Annotated in this window: 19 protein-coding genes; 13 read left to right on the top strand and 6 right to left on the bottom strand. The window is 65.0% G+C overall.

All coding sequences use genetic code 11. The features are described 5' to 3' along the window. The first annotated feature begins 84 nt into the window (after positions 1 to 84). Genes NU1_RS01925 through NU1_RS01900 form a run of 6 tightly spaced genes read left to right on the top strand, consistent with a single transcriptional unit; the run spans position 85 to position 7,966 of the window. On the top strand, positions 85 to 1,062 hold the full coding sequence (locus NU1_RS01925; protein WP_067516689.1) for an ABC transporter permease: 978 nt from the start codon (positions 85 to 87) through the stop codon (positions 1,060 to 1,062). Then, positions 1,059 to 2,009 (top strand): ABC transporter permease, encoded by a 951-nt coding sequence (locus tag NU1_RS01920; protein ID WP_067516687.1) that lies wholly within the window; start codon positions 1,059 to 1,061, stop codon positions 2,007 to 2,009. The genes NU1_RS01925 and NU1_RS01920 overlap by 4 nt, the downstream gene beginning before the upstream one ends. Beyond that, positions 2,006 to 3,898 carry an ABC transporter ATP-binding protein gene (locus tag NU1_RS01915; RefSeq protein WP_084520891.1) on the top strand — a complete coding sequence of 631 codons (1,893 nt, stop codon included), beginning with the start codon at positions 2,006 to 2,008 and terminating at the stop codon, positions 3,896 to 3,898. The genes NU1_RS01920 and NU1_RS01915 overlap by 4 nt, the downstream gene beginning before the upstream one ends. Before the next feature lie 8 nt (positions 3,899 to 3,906). Then, a complete protein-coding gene (locus NU1_RS01910; RefSeq protein ID WP_067516685.1) occupies positions 3,907 to 5,568 on the top strand; it encodes an ABC transporter family substrate-binding protein in 1,662 nt (553 codons plus the stop codon). A 32-nt stretch (positions 5,569 to 5,600) separates the two neighbouring features. Beyond that, positions 5,601 to 7,274 (top strand): ABC transporter family substrate-binding protein, encoded by a 1,674-nt coding sequence (locus NU1_RS01905; RefSeq protein ID WP_067516775.1) that lies wholly within the window; start codon positions 5,601 to 5,603, stop codon positions 7,272 to 7,274. Further along, positions 7,271 to 7,966, top strand: coding sequence for a hypothetical protein (locus NU1_RS01900; RefSeq protein WP_067516683.1), 696 nt, complete (start codon positions 7,271 to 7,273; stop codon positions 7,964 to 7,966). Before NU1_RS01905 ends, NU1_RS01900 begins: the two co-directional genes overlap by 4 nt. 307 nt (positions 7,967 to 8,273) lie before the next feature. On the opposite strand, the gene NU1_RS42965 is transcribed toward NU1_RS01900, so the two are convergent. Then, positions 8,274 to 9,902, bottom strand: coding sequence for an HNH endonuclease signature motif containing protein (locus NU1_RS42965; protein ID WP_067516681.1), 1,629 nt, complete (start codon positions 9,900 to 9,902; stop codon positions 8,274 to 8,276). Between the two features lie 203 nt (positions 9,903 to 10,105). On the opposite strand from NU1_RS42965, the gene NU1_RS43720 reads away from it, so the two are divergent. The 3 genes from NU1_RS43720 to NU1_RS01880 all read left to right on the top strand — a co-directional run bounded on the left by NU1_RS43720 (position 10,106) and on the right by NU1_RS01880 (position 11,538). Continuing rightward, a complete protein-coding gene (locus tag NU1_RS43720; RefSeq protein ID WP_067516679.1) occupies positions 10,106 to 10,324 on the top strand; it encodes a DDE transposase family protein in 219 nt (72 codons plus the stop codon). Positions 10,325 to 10,755: 431 nt separating this feature from the next. Continuing rightward, positions 10,756 to 11,067 (top strand): hypothetical protein, encoded by a 312-nt coding sequence (locus NU1_RS01885; RefSeq protein ID WP_067516677.1) that lies wholly within the window; start codon positions 10,756 to 10,758, stop codon positions 11,065 to 11,067. 51 nt (positions 11,068 to 11,118) lie between these two features. Beyond that, on the top strand, positions 11,119 to 11,538 hold the full coding sequence (locus NU1_RS01880; RefSeq protein ID WP_067516675.1) for a DUF2628 domain-containing protein: 420 nt from the start codon (positions 11,119 to 11,121) through the stop codon (positions 11,536 to 11,538). A gap of 438 nt (positions 11,539 to 11,976) precedes the next feature. On the opposite strand, the gene NU1_RS01875 is transcribed toward NU1_RS01880, so the two are convergent. Next, positions 11,977 to 12,720 (bottom strand): lysophospholipid acyltransferase family protein, encoded by a 744-nt coding sequence (locus tag NU1_RS01875; RefSeq protein ID WP_067516773.1) that lies wholly within the window; start codon positions 12,718 to 12,720, stop codon positions 11,977 to 11,979. Positions 12,721 to 12,757: 37 nt separating this feature from the next. On the opposite strand from NU1_RS01875, the gene NU1_RS41055 reads away from it, so the two are divergent. Next, on the top strand, positions 12,758 to 13,660 hold the full coding sequence (locus NU1_RS41055) for a hypothetical protein (protein ID WP_157551938.1): 903 nt from the start codon (positions 12,758 to 12,760) through the stop codon (positions 13,658 to 13,660). A gap of 44 nt (positions 13,661 to 13,704) precedes the next feature. After that, positions 13,705 to 15,264 carry a Rieske 2Fe-2S domain-containing protein gene (locus NU1_RS01865; RefSeq protein WP_067516673.1) on the top strand — a complete coding sequence of 520 codons (1,560 nt, stop codon included), beginning with the start codon at positions 13,705 to 13,707 and terminating at the stop codon, positions 15,262 to 15,264. A 71-nt stretch (positions 15,265 to 15,335) separates the two neighbouring features. Here the strand turns inward: NU1_RS01865 and NU1_RS01860 are convergent, their stop codons facing one another. From NU1_RS01860 to NU1_RS01850, 3 genes are all read right to left on the bottom strand, one after another. Then, positions 15,336 to 15,689 (bottom strand): BP74-related protein, encoded by a 354-nt coding sequence (locus tag NU1_RS01860; RefSeq protein ID WP_067516671.1) that lies wholly within the window; start codon positions 15,687 to 15,689, stop codon positions 15,336 to 15,338. Positions 15,690 to 15,762: 73 nt separating this feature from the next. After that, positions 15,763 to 16,782, bottom strand: a complete 1,020-nt coding sequence (locus NU1_RS01855) for a MauE/DoxX family redox-associated membrane protein (RefSeq protein WP_067516669.1) — start codon at positions 16,780 to 16,782, stop codon at positions 15,763 to 15,765. 353 nt (positions 16,783 to 17,135) lie between these two features. Continuing rightward, on the bottom strand, positions 17,136 to 18,092 hold the full coding sequence (locus NU1_RS01850) for a DMT family transporter (protein ID WP_067516769.1): 957 nt from the start codon (positions 18,090 to 18,092) through the stop codon (positions 17,136 to 17,138). A gap of 232 nt (positions 18,093 to 18,324) precedes the next feature. Here NU1_RS01850 and NU1_RS01845 point away from each other — a divergent pair, with 232 nt between their 5' ends. After that, on the top strand, positions 18,325 to 18,549 hold the full coding sequence (locus tag NU1_RS01845) for a type II toxin-antitoxin system VapB family antitoxin (RefSeq protein ID WP_067516767.1): 225 nt from the start codon (positions 18,325 to 18,327) through the stop codon (positions 18,547 to 18,549). Beyond that, positions 18,546 to 18,980 (top strand): PIN domain-containing protein, encoded by a 435-nt coding sequence (locus NU1_RS01840; RefSeq protein ID WP_067516667.1) that lies wholly within the window; start codon positions 18,546 to 18,548, stop codon positions 18,978 to 18,980. The genes NU1_RS01845 and NU1_RS01840 overlap by 4 nt, the downstream gene beginning before the upstream one ends. A 12-nt stretch (positions 18,981 to 18,992) precedes the next feature. On the opposite strand, the gene NU1_RS01835 is transcribed toward NU1_RS01840, so the two are convergent. After that, positions 18,993 to 20,444, bottom strand: a complete 1,452-nt coding sequence (locus NU1_RS01835; RefSeq protein WP_245719904.1) for an MFS transporter — start codon at positions 20,442 to 20,444, stop codon at positions 18,993 to 18,995. Positions 20,445 to 20,540 lie beyond the last annotated feature (96 nt).

The following is a 20,540-nucleotide window of genomic DNA, read 5'->3' as shown; positions in this document are numbered from 1 at the left end:
TTGCCCGCCATTGGCTGTCCGTGCTGCGCGTTTCCGGCAGTCGCTCCCTATGATCTGGTGCAACACTCGACCCGAGAGGGACTGATGGCCGGATTTCTGCTGCGACGTGCGCTCAACTATGTCGTATTGCTGTTGCTGGCGTCGTTCCTGACCTTCACGGTGGCCTCACTGACTTTCAGCCCACTGGACAGTCTCGAGGAGCGCAATCCGCGACCACCGCAGGCGGTGATCGACGCCAAGCGCGCCGAACTACACCTCGACGATCCGATTCCGCAGCGGTATCTGATCTGGGTCGAGGGCGTGGTGCAGGGCGACTTCGGCAAGACCCTCGCCGGCGTACCGATTTCGGAGGAGCTCGGCCGTCGCGTCGGGGTCAGCCTGCGACTGTTGATTATCGGCTCGCTGGTCGGCACTTTCCTGGGTGTGCTGATCGGTGCCGCGAGCGCCATTCGGCAGTACAAGTTCAGCGACTACTTCGCCACGGTGATCTCGCTGCTGGTGCTGTCCACACCGGTGTTCCTGCTCGCCACCCTGCTGAAATTCGGTGCGCTGGAGATCAATATGGCCACCGGGAAGCAGATCTTCCTCTATACCGGTGAGACCTCGGCGACGGCCGTGCACGGGCTGTGGAACCAGTTCGTGGACCGCCTCCAACACATGGTGGTGCCGACCCTGGGCCTGGCTCTGTCGGCCATGGCGGGCTACAGCCGCTATCAGCGCAACGCCATGCTGGATGTGCTGGAGTCGGATTTCATTCGCACCGCCCGCGCCAAGGGCCTGTCCCGCAATCGCGCGCTGTACAAGCACGGGTTGCGAACAGCGCTGATTCCGATGGCCACGCTGTTCGCCTACAGCCTGGGCGGACTCATTACCGGAGCGACGTTCACCGAGAAGATCTTCGGCTGGCACGGCGTCGGTGAGTGGTTGGTGAACTCCATCGACGCCAACGACCTCTACGTGGTGGTAACCGTGGCCTCATTCGCCGGTCTGGTGGTGCTGTTGGCTGGCCTGCTGTCCGACATCGTGTACGCCATTCTCGATCCCCGGGTGCGTGTGCGATGACCGAAGTCGAAATCGTCCTCGAGGGCGCCCCGAACGTTGCCGCCGGTCGCCGGAAACTGGTGGTGCGCCGATTCCTGCGGAACAAGATCGCCGTGGTAGCGCTGGCACTGCTGGTGATCATGTTCATTGCCGCGTTCGTGGTGCCGCACTTCCTGCCGTACACATACTCCGAATTCGATGCGACCTCGAAACTCAAGCCGCCCAGCGGGAAACACCCGTTCGGCACCACACCGCTCGGTGAGGACGTGCTGGCGCAGACCATGCGCGGCTTGCAGAAGTCCATGGTGATCGGATTCGCGGTGGCGTTCATCTCCGCCATCATCGCCACCGTCGCCGGCTCGCTGGCGGGATTGCTCGGCGGCTGGACCGACCGGGCCATTATGTGGCTGGTCGATCTGCTGCTGGTGGTGCCGAGTTTCATTATGATCGCCATGTTCGCGCCCAAGACCAAGGGCAGCGGATCGATCCTTCTGCTGATCGTGCTGCTCAGCGTTTTCGGCTGGATGATCAGCGCGCGCATTGTGCGCGGTCTCACCATGAGCCTGCGGGAACGCGAATTCGTCCGCGCCGCACGCTATATGGGCGCGCCGACCCGCACGGTGATCCTTACGCACATCATTCCGAATATCGCCTCCATCCTGATCATCGACACCACCTTGACCATCGGCGGCGCGGTGATGGCCGAAACCGGTTTGAGCTTCCTCGGATTCGGTGTGCAGCCGCCGGATGTATCGCTGGGCACCCTGATCGCGACCGGCACCAAATCGGCACTCACCTATCCGTGGCTGTTCCTGCCCGCGGGTGGCTTCCTCATCGCCATCGTGCTGTGCGCGAATCTGGTGGGCGACGGACTGCGTGACGCGTTCGACCCGGGCGCGAAGCGGGCACGGTCGCGTAAGGGCCGCAAGGCGGAAAAGGCCGCTGCCAAGGAGTTGAAGGCCGCATGAGCGAGCGACCACTGAATGCCGCCGAGGTGTCGGATGACAAGCGGCGCACCACCACCGCGCCCCTGCTGGAGGTGTCGGACCTGCATGTGTCCTTCCCGGGCGAGGAAGGCCGTGTCGACGCGGTACGCGGGGTGAGCTACACCGTCGGAGACGGCGAGGTGCTCGCCATTGTCGGTGAATCCGGTTCCGGCAAATCGGTGTCATCACTGGCACTCATGGGCCTGCTGCCTGATCAGGCGCGGGTGCGCGGCTCGATTCGCCTGCGCGGCAGGGAACTGCTCGGCCTGGGCGATAAGCATCTGTCGACGTTGCGGGGCAGCCGCATCTCCATGGTGTTCCAGGATCCGCTGTCTGCCTTGACGCCGGTGTACCGAATCGGTGAGCAGATCGCGGAAGCGCTACTCGCACACCGCAAAATGAGTAAGGAGCAGGCCGCCACCAAGGCGGTGGAACTGCTCGATCTGGTCGGTATTCCGGATCCGGAGTTGCGCGCCAAGGCTTTTCCACACGAGTTCTCCGGCGGAATGCGCCAGCGCGTGGTGATCGCCATGGCCATCGCCAATGATCCGGAACTCATTATCTGCGATGAGCCCACCACCGCACTGGATGTGACGGTGCAGAAGCAGATTCTGAATCTGCTGCGCAAGGCCCGCGATATCACCGGTGCGGGCGTCATCATGATCACCCACGACATGGGGATCGCCGCCACCATCGCCGATCGGGTGGCGGTCATGTACGCCGGAAGGATTGTCGAAACCGCCACGGCGGACGGCCTTTTCTCCGTACCGCGCATGCCGTACACAGTGGGCCTGCTGGGCTCCATCCCGCGTATGGACGGTCCGGCTCGCACGCCGCTCATCCCGATTGTCGGCGCACCTCCGGCCATGCACGCACTGCCCCCGGGCTGCTCGTTCGCACCGCGCTGCCCGGTCGCCATCGACGACTGCCGAGCAGCCGAACCACCCCTGCGCGATACCGAGCCCGGCCATCGCGCCGCCTGCATCCGCACCACCGAGGTCGACTCCGACGCCCTGTTCACCGCCTATCGCCAGGAGGTGCAGGAGCCGAACGCCCTGACGAAAACCGATGCGACGCAGATCGTGCTGCGGGTCGAGGACCTGCGCAAGACCTTCCCGCTCACCTCCGGGGTGGTGTTCAAGCGCCGCACCGGCGAGGTGAAGGCGGTGGACGGCATCAGCTTCGAGGTGCGGACCGGGCGCACGCTGGCGCTGGTCGGCGAATCCGGGTCCGGGAAGTCGACCACGCTCACCCAGATTATGGATTTGGTGAAGCCCGAGGGCGGCAGTATCGAAATCCTCGGCTATGACGTGGCGACGCTGACGAAACCACAGCGGCGCGAGATTCGCCGCAAGATGCAGATCGTCTTCCAGGATCCGTCCGGCTCACTGGATCCGCGCCTGCCCGTCTTCGACGCACTGGCCGAACCGTTGCGCATCGACGGCCGTTCCCGCGAGGAGATCCAGCGCCGGGTCCCGGAACTACTGCTGCAGGTGGGATTGCGGCCGGAGCACGCCGACCGCTATCCGGCGGACTTCTCCGGCGGGCAGAAGCAACGTATCAATGTCGCCCGCGCGCTGGCGCTCGATCCGGAGTTGCTGGTGCTCGATGAACCGGTGTCGTCGCTGGATGTCTCCATTCAGGCGGGTGTGCTCAACCTGCTGCGGGAGCTGCAGACCCAGCGTGGACTGTCATATCTGTTCGTCTCCCACGACCTGTCGGTGGTGCGTAATCTGGCCCACGACATCGCCGTCATGTACCAGGGAAAGATCGTCGAATCCGGTGCGGCGGAACAGATTTTCGCCGATCCGAAGCATGAATACACCCGAGCGCTGATCGATGCGGTGCCGGTCCCGGTAGCGACCCGATAGGAGCTGCGATGCGGATTCGCCTACTGCTCACCGCGACACTGACGGCGGGCGCGCTCTTGGCCGGCGGCTGCGTGAGCACCGAGGAAGCCACGGGAATCGGCTCCATCGGCACCTCCAACGACATCAACCCGCACCCCCGCGATGACCTGCGCGACGGCGGCAATCTACGGATCGCCATTACCGGCTACCCGCCGAACTGGAACATTCTCCAGATCGACGGCCATGACGCGGAGACCGGTGATACCGTCCGGCCACTGTTGCCGCGGGCCTTCGACACCGACGCCGCAGGCAATCTGAGTATCAACCACGACTTCTTCACCGACGTGCGCATGACCGGCACCGATCCGCAGACGGTCGTCTACGACATCAATCCGCAGGCGGTGTGGTCCGATGGCAGCCCCATCACCTGGGAAGACCTTGCCTCGCAGGCGAATGCGCTGAGCGGTAGGGATAAGCGCTTCCTGATCGCCATCACCGCCGGATTCGACCGGGTGGCGAAGGTGGAGCGCGGTGAGAACGACCGCCAGGCGGTGCTCACCTTCGATCGCCACTACGCGGAATGGCGCGGCCAGTTCTCCGGAAATATGATGCTGTACCCGAAATCGGTTACCCGCGACCCAGATTCGTTCAATAGCGCCCTTGTCGACGGTATCGGCCTCACCGCCGGGCCGTTCGTAGTGAAATCCACCGATCGCACCCAGGGCCGAATCACCCTGGCGCGCAATCCGAAATGGTGGGGCGAGACCCCGAAGCTGGACACCATCACCATCAGCGTGCTGGACCGTAGCGCCTGGGTCGGGGCCGTCCAGAACAATGAACTCGACGCCGTCATGCTCGGCGGCCTCGATGATTTACAGATTGCCCGCACCACGCCCTCGCTATCGATCCGGACCGCCCCCGGCAACCGCTGGCGGCACTTCACCTTCAATGGCGCGCCCGGCTCCATCCTGGCCGATCCCGCACTGCGGGTAGCGATTTCGAAGGCCATCGACCGGCAGCGCATTGCCGACACCATTCAGAACGGATTGATCGCCGAGCCGGAGCCATTGAACAATCACGTCTTCCTGCGTGGTCAGCACGGCTATCAGGACAACAGCCTCGGCTACGACCCGGAGGCCGCCGCCCGCGAACTCGACGCCATCGGATGGGCGCGGGACGGCGACGTGCGATCCAAGGACGGGCGCAAACTCGTTATTCGCGACGTCATGTACAACGACGAGGTGTGGGTGCGGATCGCCAAACTCATTCAGGAGGATCTGGCGAAGGTCGGGGTCGGACTGACGATCGACACCAAACCCGCCGCGCGCTACTTCCCGGATGTCATCCAGCCCGGCGATTTCGATGTCTGCCAGTTCAGCTTTGTCGGAGACGCATTCTCGTTCAGCAGCATTCCGCAGGTCTACGGGTTGTACCCGGATGATGTGCAAGCGAACTTCGGCCGAATCGGCTCGCCCGAATTGAACGATCTGATCGAGCGGACCCTCTCGGAACTGGATCCGGCGAAGGCGATCGAACTCGCCAACCAGGTGGACCGCAAGGTCTTCGAAGAGGGGCATTCACTGCCGCTCATCCAATCCGAAGGCAATTACGCGGTACGTTCCGACCTGGCCAATTACGGTGCCCCGGGATTGGCCTCCTACGACTGGACCAAGATCGGATTCCTGAAGTGACCAGCAGCCGTACCGGCGGAAGGGAGCGATCCATGCGGATACGTTCGACAATGACACGACTCGCGATCCCCATGGTCGCCCTGGGATTGATTCTGTCGGGGTGCACCGGCGCCGAGGGCGAGGGCGGCACCGCCGAACTGAACGGCACCAATGACATCAATGAGCGCCCCCGCGAAGATCTGAGAGAAGGCGGCAATCTCCGCTTGGCGCTCAGTGCGTTCCCACAATCGTTCAACGGGCTGCACGTGGACGGCAATACGACCGACACCAACGAGGTGGTGGTCCCGACACTGCCGACGACATTCCAGAGCAATGCCGCCGGTGAGTTGACCGTCGACAAGAACTACTTCGACAGTATCGAAATGACGGGCACCGACCCGCAGAAGATCGTCTACACCATCAATCCCAAGGCGCTCTGGACCGATGGCAGCCCCATCACCTGGGAGGATCTGCGATCGCAGTGGCAGGCGTTGAACGGCACCAATGATCAGTACCTGGTGGCGTCGACCTCGGGCTACGACCAGGTGGCGACGGTGGAGCGGGGCGAGGACGACCGCCAGGCGATCGTCACGATGCGCACCCCGTACGCGGAATGGCAGGGACTGTTCGGTCTGCTGTACCCGAAGGCCAATACCGCCACCCCGGAGGCGTTCAACAATTGGGCGCGCAGCGAACTGCCGGTCAGCGCCGGACCGTTCGTCATCAGCAATATCGACCGCACCCAGAACCGGATCAGCCTGAGCCGCAACCCCCAATGGTGGGGCGACACACCGGTTCTCGACACCATCACCCTCAGCGTGCTCGACCACACCGCCTGGCTGGCCGCACTCCAGAACAACGAACTCGACGAGGCCTACATGTCGGGCCTGGAGAACGTGACCGGTGCACGCAATACCCCCGGTGTGGAGATCCGCCGCGCCGCCGAACCGTCGTGGTCGCACATCACCTTCAATGGCGCGCCCGGCGCACTGCTCGAGGATGTGAAGGTACGGCTGGCTATTGCCAAGGCGATCAACCGGCAGGCCATTGTCGATACCAGCCAGCACGGTGTGGTCACCGACCCGAAGCCGCTGAACAACCACGTATTCGTGGTGGGGCAGAAGGGCTATGAGGACAATGCCGACGCGGTCGCCTTCGATCTCGATGCCGCCGCCGAGATGCTCGACGAGGCCGGGTGGATCCTGCCGCCGGGCAGCGACGTGCGCGAAAAGGACGGCCGCAGGCTGGAATTGCGCGATGTCATGTACCAGCAGGACTCCTGGGTGAATACCGCCAAGATCATTCAGCAGGATCTGCAGAAGATCGGCGTCAGGCTCAATATCCAGACCGTCCCCGGAACCGGTCTGTTCAAGGATGTGATCGACCCGGGCAATTACGACCTGGCTCAGTTCAGCTACTCCGGTGGTGTACTGCCGCTCGGCGCGCTCAAGCAGCACTACTACTACAACCCGGCGAACTGGCAGGGCAACAAGGCCCGCATCGGCTCTCCCGAACTGAACGCGGTCATCGACCAGACGCTGACCGAACTCGATCCGACCAAGGCCATCGAACTCGCCAACCAGGCCGACACCATGGTCTTCGAATTGGCGCACTCGGTGCCGCTGAACCAGGCTTCCGGCACCTACGGCGTCCGCATCGACCTCGCCAACTGGGGTGCGTTCGGCCTGGCCTCCAAGGACTACACGAAGGTCGGCTTCCTGAAGTGAGTTTCCGGGGCCACCCGCTGGCCTACCCGGTAACCGTGACGATCGGCGCCCTGGCGATTTCCCTCGCCTGGGCGCCGTTCGCCGATCCGGAGCTACTCGGGCTGCTCGCGGCGGTTGCGCTGATCATCGTGGGCTACACGGTGTTACGGCTTGCGATCGCGTATTCGACGGCAGGTACGGCGGCGGTTTTCACCCGGCCCGGGGAACCGGTACGGGCTACCGAAGCAGGCGAGCGCGACGTGACCGTGCGGCGGGTGCGCCAGCAGTACCGGCTGGTCAGTCGGTCGTGGCTGGAGTTCGTCGATGGGGAGCGGACGGTGTGGCTGCCGGTGTTCTTCGATCCGGCGCTGGTCATCCTCACGCCCACGGAGGCCGAATTCTCCGGGCGCGCAATCCGTATCGGCGCGCTGCGGGTGTATCCCGCAGGGCGGCGGCGAGATTCGGAGCCGGTGGGACGTCTGATCGACAATCCGTCGCGACCCGATCCCGACGGCGTCGCACTCGCCACCACCGCCGCCCGCTGGCGACGCCGCCTCCTCTTGGACGCTCAGCCCGCCGTCGCGGCCCCCTTCGCGGGCCTGTTCTGGGTCTACGTGGCAGGCGGCGGCCCGGTGGCTTTCACCGCCGCCACCGTCGTGGCCGCCACCACCGCCACCTGGCTCACCGCCATCCGCGGCTCCGACCCGAGCTGAACCGCACCGGCGACTCGCAGATCTTCATGACACCAGGAATTGAAGTTGGGCTCTGGGCGGATACCGCCATGTCCCGGTGATCAACTGGTACGCGCGTGGCAGAGCCAAAACATCAATCGAGCAAGAATCCTACTGAGGCAGCCCAGCCGATCACTTCCCCATCAAGCCCGACAAGGTATCGACCGACAAGGTATCGACCGCACCGCCTATTGAGTCTTTCCGCATGATGTGGCCCTACCGTCGTCTCCGACGATAGGGCCACATCGCACGTCCGAGCTCACTCACCAGCGGTGGCGCACGCAATACTTCATGCGGACGCATCCGATTGGCCACTCGGCGTGAGGTATTCGCCCGGGTGGTGGAAATGGTTCAACCGGGGTTTGCGGTGGAGGTCGTAGTGGGCGGGCGGAACCCATTGCGTCCTACCGGCTCTACGGTGACCCGGTGGTGCCGCGATCGCTGACCAGTCGGCGGTGGTGGTGCCCGCTAGGCGGTGGTGGGGTTCGCACACCAAGGTCAGCTGGTCCACATCGGTGTGGCCGCCCTCGTGCCACTCGGTGCGGTGATGTGCCTGGCAGAGGTAGCCGGGTTTACCGCAGCCGGGGAAGGTGCAGCCGATATCGCGGGCGTGCAGCACTATGCGTTGATCGGCCGTTCCGAGCCGTTTGGACCGTCCCAGGTAGATCGGGCGGCCGTCGTCGTTATCGAATATCGCCAGGTAGTGGCGGGCATGTGCGGCCAGTCGCAGCAGATCCCGCATAGGCAGCAGGCTGCCACCTCCGGTCACCGCCGGCGCCACACCTGTGTACGGCGCGCAGGCATCGCCGGAACCGTAGGCCTTGTCGGTGCCGCAGGTCTCGCCGGTTCCGTAGCCGTTGCCGATTCCGTCCGTCCCGCAATCCTCGCCGGTCTTGCAGGTCTCGCACGCCTTGCCGGTTCCGCCGGGTCCGCACGCCTTGCCCGTCCCGCCAAGCGTGCTATTCGCTCCTGTCGTGGCGCCTGCTTCGTGGGCCGCGGCCTCGAGTTCGGCGAGGGTGGTCGACACGATCACCGTCACCGGCAAACCTCGATGCTGACCCAATCGGCCTGACTCGAGCCCGTCGCGCAATACCGCCTTCAAGGCATCGTGCTGGCGTTGCGCGGGTGTGCGCCGATCACGCTGCACCACTTCCGCATCGGGATCGTCATCGAAACACGGCGAAACATCCTCCGGGTTGCCGACGCCGGGCTTCGCGCCCTTGGCCAGCAGCGCCTCCAGGTATACGCGCAACTCGGGGTCGGCTATCAATGTGCAGGTACTCATCAGGTCTGGGCCTTGCCTACCGATACGGAGTGACCGTCGCCGGGCGCGATCGAGATCGGTGAAGGTGCCGTCGGGGTTGAGATATGCCTCGACGCGGTCGGCCGCCTTGCGCAGCTGATCGGGGCGCAGACTGCGAGCGTGGTGGGCGAGTTCGGCCTCGGCCTGTGCCCTGGTGCCCGCGTCCACGGTGCCCGGAAGGTGGTGCAGCGCATCGCGAATGATCTTCACGTGCGCCGCGCCGATCACGCCCTCGCGTTGCGCGGCGGCGGTCGCGGGCATGGGCGGCTCGAGCAACTGACCGGTCACCTCGGTGTGCTGGGCCAGATCATCGGCCGCACGCCAGCGAGCGCGGGCTTCGATCGGGCTCACCCGCAATCCATCGGCGAGCACGTCGACCAGCCCACCACAGCCGAAATCAGCTGTGCGCCACTGCTCGTGCAGCTGCGCGACCACCTGCAATCCGATCCCGGGCAGCGCCCGCACCACGGTTTCGATGCGCTGCAGCAACGCCAGCCGCTCCGGATTGCTCAGCGCGTCCGTGCGGGCCGCCCGCAGCTGATCGAGTCCGGTTTCGAGCACCGACAGCGCAGCATCGATCGCCGGATCGGCAATCGGGGCGGGTGTCGAATGCATGTTCGAATTCTACCGCGAATAACAAGCGACACGCCAGCAGCAAAACGCCCTCTACCAGCAGTTTCGCGTGCCCCAACTGATCATGCGACCGATTCCGAGAGAGGCGCCGGCACTCTCGACACCGCCGGTACCCGACCGGAACCCGCCGAAGCGGTCACACAACACTCGGCTGAGGGGTGGATCCCGGCCGAATACACCTCGGGATGACGAAGGGTTACCGCTGCCTCACCAGCACCTTGCACGCCCTCCACCAGCAACAATCCCAGCCCAAACCGGGTCGAGCACCCGCCATCGCCTTCGCCGACCAGGTCCTACTCACCGTGCTCCACTACCGACTCGGACTCACCCGCGAACCCCTGGCCATCCTGTTCGACACAGCCGAACCACCGCCTACCCCACCCCCACCGCTATCGGCCGCCTGATCAACCAGACCGGCACCGACACCCCGTCCCCGACCACACCACCAGCAGCGCTACGCGGCCCTCACGAACTCGTCCTTGATCGAAACACCAAGGCAGTCAGCAAGGTCCAACCCACTAATTTCCGGCAGTCCCTTAGCCGCGTCCAGAGCGCGCATTCAGTCCGGTGTTATCAATGAACCCCGTTGGGGTGGACTCGGATTCGATCTCGATCCGAATTCTGCGGCCACAGGCTCAGCAGGCAAGCCCGAGAAACGTGCCGAAAGGAAGCCGCCGAGACTCGAAAGTACCTTCTTGGTCGGTTTGCAGCGGACGGCCGCTTACGGCATCGTTACCGGCGGTGTGCCGGGAAGTCTGGTCGGCGGCGCGATCTGAGATTCGGGTCGCCTGGTGGATCGGCTGGACAGCGGACGCTGATGGGGGGATACGGGCGGATGTCACTGTTGGTTGTGGCTGCGCATGTGACGCGCGGGGAGAATGCTGTCAGATCGGCCCGATTCCTTCGCGTTCCGGCGACTTTCTCCGGAGAGATCCAAATCACGCAGGGCAGTTCGGTTTTCGGCCCGCGCGGCATCAACCGCCACACTGTCGGCTGGCGCGATCTCACCGACTACGGACGCTACGTCGTCACCGACCGGCCCGCTATGGCGTTGGCCGCGGACGCGAAGCGGTTCGTGTCGGTGCTGAACTCTCGCATCGCCTCGGTGATCGCGGCCATCAAGGAAGAGCGTGAGCAGATCCGCTGATCCGCACACCAGCGCAACCGAACTCCCGACTGAACGAAAGCCAGGTACCTGATGAGCACACCGAACTCCTCCACCGACAGCAAGCTGAAGCCGAAGTGGCAGGAGCGGTTCGACTTCTTCGACTCTCATGGCCATCCTGGGTCGGCGGAGTACCGGCAGGGGATGAAGTCCGTGACTTTCGGCAAGCGGATGCGCATCACATCGAACTTCATCGCGTTCTTCTTCGGCCCGGTCTACTTCTTCGTCCTCGGCCTGTGGAAAAAGAACCTTTCCTTGCTGGGAATCTGGGTCGTCATCGGCATCGTCGCGACCGCCCTCGATGTGTCCGATCTGCTGGCCAGGGCCCTCGGAATGGGTATGGCCGTGCTGTACATGTCGACCGCGAACTACGCCTACTATCTCCAGCGCACGAGGGGGATCCAGAGCTGGAATCCCTTCGAGGGTATGGGGAAACGGGCACCGACCCGGTAGTGAGTTGTCAGCCTCACCTTGCCTGCCGGTCGCAGCAGGCCCGCAGCGGTCCGTCGCTCAGGTGAATTCGCCCAGGTCCTCATGATCACCAAAAATTGGTGGAGGATCTCGGGCGATGCCTCCACCAGTTCATGGCGATCAGCCGTCCGGGAGTGGTTACGGTGACTTCGGCCAATGCGCTTCAGCGCGCGAGTATCTCGGAGTTCGACGATGTAGCGGCGCAACTCGCATCCTCAGCCATTGAGTCCGGCGAATTCGACCGGTCGAAGGTGTAGGCGAAACGACTACTGGAGCAAGGGCATTCTCGATTGCCGGTGGAACCCGGCACCCCTCCTGTTGGCCGGAATCCACCCCACTCGGCTGAGGTGCGACAGGGTGGACCCCGGCAAGTTCACGCCGGGATGACAGGGACCGAGCTGCCGGGACGGCGAGTGCCGACTACCCCTGTGAGCGCTTCGCGGCCTTCTCCGCCGCCTCGGCCATATCCATGGCGTTCGCCTCTTCCAGTGTCGGTGCGCTGCCACCCAATCGCGCGGGCACCCAGTACGCGCCCACCTCGTGCGGGTAATCGCGCTGGACGTCCAGCAGCATTTCCTGCATGGTCGAGTGCAGCTGCTCGGTTAGTGCCGAGGCCGGTTCGTAGGGCTGGATCGGCTCGCCCACCTTGATGGCGATGGGAGTGTTGGTGCGGCCCAGGCGTTTCGGGAAACCCTTGGTCCAGACGCGCTGTGCGCCCCAGATGACGATCGGGATGATCGGGACGTCGGCTTCCAGGGCCATGCGGGCGGCGCCGGATTTGAATTCCTTGATTTCGAAGCTGCGGCTGATGGTGGCTTCGGGGTAGACGCCGACCAGTTCGCCGCTCTTCAGGCGCGCTACCGCCTCGCGGTAGGAGTCCGCGCCCGCCGAGCGATCTACGGGAATGTGTTTGAGGGATCGCATGATCGGTCCGGAGATCGAATTGTCGAACACCTCCTTCTTCGCCATGAACCGGATGTAGCGCTTATGGGTGCGCGCGGGTAGACCGGCATAGGTGAAATCCATATAGCCGGTGTGATTGATGGCGATGACCGCACCGCCCGCAGCGGGAATGTTGTCGTCGCCGGTGACGGTGAACTTCAGGCCCTGCAGCGCGAAGACGGTGCGAGCCAGCCCGATGATCGGGAAGTAGACGGGTTCCACAAGTCCGCTAGCGTAGTCGCTGCCCGAGCTGGTACCAGTGACCAAGGCAACACCGATCGACGGCGGCGACATCAAAAGCGCGGCCGCGTGGACACGAAAGAGGTTCGCAGGAGTGGACATCGCCCGGACAGCACTGCGTGAATCCGGCCGCAGGGGGGTGCTCGGCGGATTGGCGGTGAGTGTGGCGGTCCTGATCAGTGGCTGTGATTCCGTCGTGGGTATCCCCGGCGACGAGCCCGAACCCGCCGCAACCCAACCGACCAGCACCACGACGACCGGTGCGAATACCGGTGGCGACACGCCCGAACCTCCCGCTGTGTCCCAGGCCATTACCCGCTGGGCCGCCGACCTGCGCACCGGCAACCTCGATGAACTCGAGCAAAAGTGCTGGACCATGGCCCCTTTGAATGTGCGGGCCATGTACGCCGAACCGGCTCCCATCCTCGCCGCACTGGATCAGCCGAGCGTCGGCAACGGATCCAGCACGGTGTGGAAATCCGCGGCCGTCACCGTGATCGCCAATGACCGCGAACTCGCCACCGACTACGCCTGCCCGCGTGTGTTCGCCACCGGAACCACCTTGGCGTTCAATGACGCCGATGCCCGGCACACCGTCCGCCGCTACCTCTCGCGGCTCGTCGGCGAACCTGTCGCCCCGACCGATGCCGAAGGGACGTATCCGCTGGTCTGCGCGGCCGAGCCGGGTAGCTGGGATCCGAATGGCACCGGCAGCGCCACCACCGCGCCGCTGGCCGTCGACCCCGACGCATCCGGCGACGTGACGGCGTTCATAGACCAGTCCCTGGAGTCGGAGTGGCCACGCGGCGACTACATCACCGTCTCCGCTACCGTCACCAATGCGGCCGGTGGACAGCAGAAACGGACATTCACCCTGAAGTCCGGCGAGGAGGGTTACTGCATCGGCGACGTTTCCGCCTAGCCAGTAGTCTGGGTGGCTGGTAACGGTCAGGGAGGCAGAAGCTCGTGCAGATCACCAGCGTCGGACACGCCGGATTCCACATCCGTACCGCGGCCGGGACGATCCTTTGCGATCCCTGGGTCAATCCCGCGTACTTCGCATCGTGGTTCCCGTTTCCCGACAACACCCAGCTCGACTGGAAAGAACTGGGGAACTGCGACTTCCTCTACGTCTCGCATCTGCACCGCGATCACTTCGACGCCAAGCACCTGGCCGAATACGTCAATAAGGACGCCACCGTCCTGCTGCCCGACTACCCGGTGCCGGATCTGAAGCGGGAACTCGAGAAGCTCGGCTTCCACAAATTCTTCGAAACCGAGGATTCGGTCAAGCACACGATCACCGGGGTCGGCGGCGAGCTGGATGTCATGATCATCGCGCTGCGCGCGCCCGCCGACGGACCCATCGGCGACTCCGGCATTGTCATCTCCGACGGCGAGACCGTTTGCTTCAATATGAACGACGCCCGGCCCGTCGATATGGATGTGCTGCACGATTCGTTCGGGCACGTGGACATTCACCTGCTGCAGTACTCCGGGGCCATCTGGTACCCGATGGTCTACGACATTCCGGCGCGCACCAAGTCCAACTTCGGCAAGCAGAAGCGGCAGCGCGGAATGGACCGGGCGCGGTCCTATATCGAGCAGGTCGGGGCCACCTGGGTGGTGCCGTCGGCCGGACCGCCGGTCTTCCTCGACGACGAACTGCGCTATCTCAATGACGATCGCGACGACGAGGGCAATATCTTCCCGGACCAGATCGTGTTCCTGGAGCAGATGGAAATCCACGGGAACCCGGGCGGCGTGCTGATGATCCCCGGCTCGGTGGTCGATATCCACGGCAAGGAACTCGCCTCGCTGTCGCATCCCGTCGCACCCGATGCCATCTACGGCGACAAGGCCGCCTACATCGAGGATATGGCCCAGCGCATGGCTCCCGTGCTGGCCGCCGAAAAGGCTTCCTGGGCAACGGGAGACGAGCCGCTGCTGCCGCAGTTGCGGGAACTCTTCGAGCCGATCATGGCGCAGAGCGACCTCATCTGCGACGGGATCGGCTACCCGGTCAGCCTGGTGATGGGCGACGAGACCGTGGTGCTGGACTTCCTCAAGCGCACGGTGCGCGCGCCCATCGAGGGAGAAGGCAAGCACCGCTACGGATTCCGCATCGACCCGCAGCTGGTGCGCACCGTACTGCGCGATAACGAACCCGACTGGGTGAACACCATCTTCCTGTCCACCCGCTTCACCACCTGGCGGATCGGCGGCTACAACGAATTCCTCTACACCTTCTTCAAATGCCTGACCGATGAGCGCATCGCCTACGCCGACGGCTGGTTCTCCGAGGCGCACGACGATTCCGCCTCCACCGAACTCGACGGCTGGGAAGTACAGCGTCGCTGCCCGCACCTGAAGGCTGATCTGTCGAAATTCGGCGTGGTGGAAGGTAATACGCTTACGTGCAACCTGCACGGGTGGAGTTGGGATCTGGAATCCGGGCGCTGTAAAACGTCCAAGGGCCACGAATTGCGGTCGCGGCGACTCGATGAGCCCGCCGCCAGCAGCTGACCGCTCCGATCCGGCCGGTGTCGTGACGGTACCGGCCGGAAGGGCGAACTCGAGCAGGTGATTTCAGAGCGTCAGCCCTGTACCTCCGAGGCCTGGAGTTCACGCGTGAGACGCGAGGACCACGGACACCAGAAGCAGCCGGGCAGGAAGGCCCCGCACGCCTCGTCGAGGTAGTCCTCGGCGTACTGAATACTGGAGTCGCAGACCTCGATTGCCATGGTGAAGAAGGTGATGGTTTCCGGGTCGAGGGCGAAGCTCCAGCCCGGGTTGTAGGGTTCCGGCCGCTTCCGGATCTTCCCCATCACATGCGTCGACATCGTCTCCTCGCCGGACAGGATCCGGCGCGCCTCGGCGATGCGCTGTTCATTGTCGAGCTTGAAGACGAATTCCTTGCCGGAGTAATCGGTAAACGCGAAGAAAGCCATGGCATTTCCTCTCAGCCAAGCGATCAGTTGGAAAACCTGCCCCTCGATGGTAAGGCCCCATAACGGACAGCTATCACGAAATGGGCTGTGCTCCAATAGATTTTGAGGACCGCCCTGTATTCTTTGCCTGCACCATGAGTTCTCGCACCGCCATCGCGCCCCGCGCCACCGGTGCAGCAATCCGACCGTCCGCTCCGATAAGCACTCCCGACGGAGTACCGCGCACCCGATATCGCAGCGCCGCCTCGTTCCCCTGCTGCACCAATACCGGAATCTCTCCCAATTCCTGTTCCCCACCCCACATCTCATGCTCGGATACATCCCCATTGCCCACCACCACAATGGTCAGTACCTCGCCGACCCGCGCATGCCACCGCGGCAACTCCCGCGCCAGCGCCGCACACATCTCACAGCCCGGATGCACGAACACCATGAGCAGTTGCCGCCCCGGCGACATCAAACCCTCGAGGCTGGTTCGCCCACCCGCGGTATCGAGTAATTCGAACTCCGGCGCGACCGCCCCCACCGGCAGACCTTCCGCACCCAGCGTGGACAAAACCTGTGTATCGACCCGCCGCCGCAGTACCGCCAGCTCACCCCACAGCCACACCAGCGCCGCCAAAAGCGCCGCCACCACGGTCATTCCGACCGCATGGTCGGTAGGCAACGAACCCGGCACCTCCGAATCAGTTATCGCCCCCACGCCGACCGCCACCACCAGCACCATGAGCAGCCCGTTGCGCACCACGGTCGCCCACCCGATCGGCACCGAACTGGCCGCCCCGAAGCATGAACAGGCCGGACGCTTCCCCGCCCGCAGCAACCTGATGATGGCCACCGTGAACACGATGAGCAGTACCAACGCCAGCGTGGCCGACCCGTACGCCGACTCCGACGGCAACACCCCCACCGCCACCACCGCCTCGGTCAGCGGCAGCCCCCACGCCACCGCGGGTGCCCACCTGATCCGCACCCCGAACTCGTGCACCGCCTTCCGAGTACCGGCCCGATCCGCCAACTTCCCCCACGCCGACAGTGCGAACACCACCGCGAGCACCAACCGCGTAACCCACACCCCGTAGTCGATCAGCATGACCGAACGATGGCATACGGGCGAGAATCCCGAATCCCGAATCAGCAGACCGCAATTCGACATTCATCCCGTGGGGTGGACCCAACTCTCGGGAGCTCTCAGGGGCTGCGCCCCTGAACCCCACTTCGAGCGCCGGACCTGCTGCGACAGGGGCTGCGCCCCGAACCTCAACTTCGAGCGGCCGGACCTGCCGCGAAAGGCACCGGCGGCGGCCGAACTCGCACCTCGAGCTCCGGATTCCGGCGAGGGGGAACTGGTGGCGGAGCCCACTTGCCCGATGCCGCCACGGATTCCCCTTTGACCGTCGGGTACGTTTCGGCGCGGCGGTTCGGACGGGCTACAGCGTTGCCCGGCTACGAGATTCGGTCGCGGGTGCGGGCGGCCAGGGCTACGGCAACGAACGTCAGTGCGCAGCCCGCGATGGCGGTGGTGGACAGCCCGGGCCCGGTCGGGACGGTCACATCCAGTAGCAGCGACATGAGCAGCTGGCCCGCGACCGAGGTGAGGCCGAGTAGCAGCACACCTATCCAACGCACCACCAGTACGGCCAATCCGATGAACGCCACCCCGATAGCGCCACCGGCGTAGAGCCACGGGTCGGTGGGAAACGCTGTGGGCCAACCACTCCGGGCCACCACCACCGACTCGATCAAGAGCAGCGCCACCGTGCCGGTCGCGAAGTTGGCCAGGGTGGCCGACGGTGGACCGCCGACGGCCCCGACCCGCCCGTTGACCGCCTGCTGCCACGCCAATCCCAACCCCGCGAGCACTGGCAGCACGATCAACAACACCTTCGGGCCGCCCAGCCCGGCGGGCATCGACAGCGCCCCGCCGTCGCTGGACCGTCCCGTCGCCGCCAGCACCACCGCCACCAGCGCCAATCCGGCACCCCCGGCCCGCATGAGCGTGACCGGTGTCCGGCCGTTCGGCCCCACCCCCAGGCGATCCACCACCAGGCTGCTCACCAACTGCCCCGCCACCACCGCCACCGTGAATGCCGTAACCCCGATCGCGGCCACCGTAAGCCCTTGGCAGGCAACGAAGAACGCCCCGCACAGCCCACCCAGCAACTGCCACCACCGCAGCCGCCCGGCACCCAGCGCCCGCCACACCTCCCCCAGCCCGGCCCGCAACCGCCCACTCACCGCGAACGCCACCGCCAACACAACCAGTCCGGTACCGAAGCTGATCACCGCCGCGGCAACCCCATCCCCCAACCGCTCCCCCAGCGCCCCATTGATCCGCGCCTGCCCGGCGACCGCCGCGCCGATACACCCGCCCAGCACCAACCCGATCCGCCGTCGCACCATCGCCCGATTCTGCACCGGGCACCGGTGCGCACAGCGAGCGCACTCTTGGCGATCAGGTCAGCCGGTCAACGCCAAGCGCCGACCATGATCTCCCTATCTCCCAATCTGGACCACCGGCGCTGTTCAGCAGACGACGGCGGCGCTCGGTCGATCGTTCAGATTCCGCGCCCACTGACTCCGATATGTACAATAATCCTTACTCATGCGGCAAACTTCTGTACAGGAGAGTCCGATGTCATTAACTCACCTCGAGATCGACGACGACGCCCTCGAAACAGCGAAGCGGCTAGGTGGTCACCGAACCAAGACTGCCGCAGTTGCCGCAGCGCTACGGGAGTACAACGAACGCCTGTCCCGCACCGTCGCATATGACCATTACTTTCAGCTGGCCCAGACCTGGGACCTGGAGAGCGCCGAGACCGCCCACAGGGCGGAGAAGGAGCCGCATCGTCCGTGATCGGGTACCTGCTCGATTCCTCAGCGCTGTGGCGCCTGCTCCGAGACCCGAAACTCCACGAACTCTGGCACCAGCCGACTGTCGACGGCGAACTGCGCTCCTGCTATCCACAGCGAGTCGAGTTCCTCCGTTCAGCCCGCAACCTGAAGGAGTACGCCGACTACCGCGCGATGTTCGACGCCCTTCATGGTGATGTCAGCGTTCCGAAATCAGCCGGGCACTGGATCGCCGGATTGCAGTGGCGCGCGGCAGAACACGGCAATCACCAATCCCTGTCGGTTGTCGATCTGGAAGTCTGTGCCACTGCCGCGCACCACGGACTCGTCGTGCTGCATGACGACGGCGACTTCGTGACCGCCGCCAAGTTGGCCACCGAACTGCGCCAACGCAATGTGCACGACGGTCCGCTGCGGCCGTTGTACGCACTCTGAATCCCGGCACGATCAAGCTGCACCGTTCCCTCGCGACTCACCTGAACGCGGCGGGAGCCATGCCGGGACCAGCACGGCCGCGACGAGCATCGGGACACCGAGTAAAGCGACGATGGGCGCGATCGGGAGCCAGAGGGAGGCCAGGGCCACGAACCCGAAGACCGCCAGGGAGAACACCTCCTCGAGCAGGCCGGAGACCGAGGTGACCGTGGCTCGGGCCGGGCCTTCGATGGCGTCCTGGAGGCGGGCCGACGCCACTACGCCCGCGTTGTAGACGATGCCGTAGGCGATACCGATGGCCGAGAAGCCCAGGGCGGTCAGGGGGTAGACGGCTTCGGGGCGGTGGACGGCCAGGCCCGCCAGTAGGGCACCGGCGATGAAGAGGACGCCGCCGATGGCCAGAGCGGTGGCCATGGTGCGCGCACGCATGGCCTCGGTGCGACCGGCCAGGGCGGAACCGACGAGAGCGCCCATGACGGTGAGGGCGACCAGTAGGGCTGTTACAGAGGGGGTGACGCCCGCGTCTCCCGCGAGTAGGGCGAAGTACTCGTCGAAGGCGGTCATACCGTACAGCACCGAGGCGAGGAAGACGCCGTGGCGAACGGCTTTGACCCGCACCGCTTCTCGGAGGCCAGTGCGGAGCATGAGCAGGTAGCGGGCAATGGCTGAACCGCCCGCCCGCACCGGGACGGTGGTTTCAGCCGCCACCGCACCCGTCATTCCATTGTCCGCGGCACCCGTCTTCCCAGCAGCCGCCGCCTTCGCACCCGTCGTTCCGGAGGGTTCGAGGCCAGAATCCACACCCGCATCGACCGGCACGGATGCTACCGATCCCCGATCACCCAGCAGCCCAACAGGATCGGCATCGGCGGATTCGGCGCCGTCATCGGATTCCGCGAGTTCCTGCGCCTCTTCCGCCGACACCACCTTCGGCGCACTGGGCAGCGTGCAGGCCAGCAGGGCGTGCAGGCCCGCGATCGCGACACTGGTCCAACCGACCAATGCGTAACCGCCCCAGGCGAACAGCGGTGCAGCGGCCACAATGGCGATCAGGGCCGCGGATTCGGAGGCGGCGCGGGTGCAACCCATGATGCGCGGGTAGTCCGAGGTCTCCCCGCGCGCGGCGAGTTCGTCGTAGACGAGCGCCTCGAAGGTGCCCGACATCAGCGCACCCGACGTACCCCACAGCACGAAACCCAGCGCGAAGCCGAGATACGACGGGAACACCGTCCACATGGCGAAGCCCGCAACCAGCAGCACACCACTGAGAATCAGCAGCCCACGCCGCGACACCGTGTCAGCCCACGCGCCGGACGGCACCTCCAACAGGAACGAGGTCGTCGACCAGATGGCCAACAGTCCGGAGATCTGCGCGGTACTGAGCCCGTGGTCGGCGAAGAGCAGGGCGTAGAGCGCGTAGAGCGGGATGAGGTCGGCGGAGCCGCGGAACAGCACCGCGCGCACCGCGAGTCCGGTACCCCGGACCCGGGTGCGCGCCAGGCTTACGAATCAACAGGCGTAGTGGATCAAACGCATGATCTCAGCGTCGTCCCCGACGCC

Origin of the sequence: Nocardia uniformis NBRC 13702 (assembly GCF_001613345.1) — a bacterium.
Classification (GTDB): domain Bacteria; phylum Actinomycetota; class Actinomycetes; order Mycobacteriales; family Mycobacteriaceae; genus Nocardia; species Nocardia uniformis.
The sequence above is the reverse complement of the archived record's forward strand: the minus strand, read 5'-3'. Positions and strand labels throughout refer to the sequence as shown.

Bases quoted from the DNA above. Each gene is read 5' to 3' on its own strand.
- NU1_RS01845 (WP_067516767.1), top strand. From the start codon at position 18,325: ATGTCATTAACTCACCTCGAGATCGACGACGACGCCCTCGAAACAGCG.
- NU1_RS01880 (WP_067516675.1), top strand. From the start codon at position 11,119: ATGAGCACACCGAACTCCTCCACCGACAGCAAGCTGAAGCCGAAGTGG.
- NU1_RS01885 (WP_067516677.1), top strand. From the start codon at position 10,756: ATGTCACTGTTGGTTGTGGCTGCGCATGTGACGCGCGGGGAGAATGCT.
- NU1_RS01860 (WP_067516671.1), bottom strand. From the start codon at position 15,689: ATGGCTTTCTTCGCGTTTACCGATTACTCCGGCAAGGAATTCGTCTTC.
- NU1_RS01855 (WP_067516669.1), bottom strand. From the start codon at position 16,782: ATGCTGATCGACTACGGGGTGTGGGTTACGCGGTTGGTGCTCGCGGTG.
- NU1_RS42965 (WP_067516681.1), bottom strand. From the start codon at position 9,902: ATGCATTCGACACCCGCCCCGATTGCCGATCCGGCGATCGATGCTGCG.
- NU1_RS01850 (WP_067516769.1), bottom strand. From the start codon at position 18,092: ATGGTGCGACGGCGGATCGGGTTGGTGCTGGGCGGGTGTATCGGCGCG.
- NU1_RS01920 (WP_067516687.1), top strand. From the start codon at position 1,059: ATGACCGAAGTCGAAATCGTCCTCGAGGGCGCCCCGAACGTTGCCGCC.
- NU1_RS43720 (WP_067516679.1), top strand. From the start codon at position 10,106: ATGACGAAGGGTTACCGCTGCCTCACCAGCACCTTGCACGCCCTCCAC.
- NU1_RS01905 (WP_067516775.1), top strand. From the start codon at position 5,601: ATGCGGATACGTTCGACAATGACACGACTCGCGATCCCCATGGTCGCC.
- NU1_RS01925 (WP_067516689.1), top strand. From the start codon at position 85: ATGGCCGGATTTCTGCTGCGACGTGCGCTCAACTATGTCGTATTGCTG.
- NU1_RS01910 (WP_067516685.1), top strand. From the start codon at position 3,907: ATGCGGATTCGCCTACTGCTCACCGCGACACTGACGGCGGGCGCGCTC.
- NU1_RS01915 (WP_084520891.1), top strand. From the start codon at position 2,006: ATGAGCGAGCGACCACTGAATGCCGCCGAGGTGTCGGATGACAAGCGG.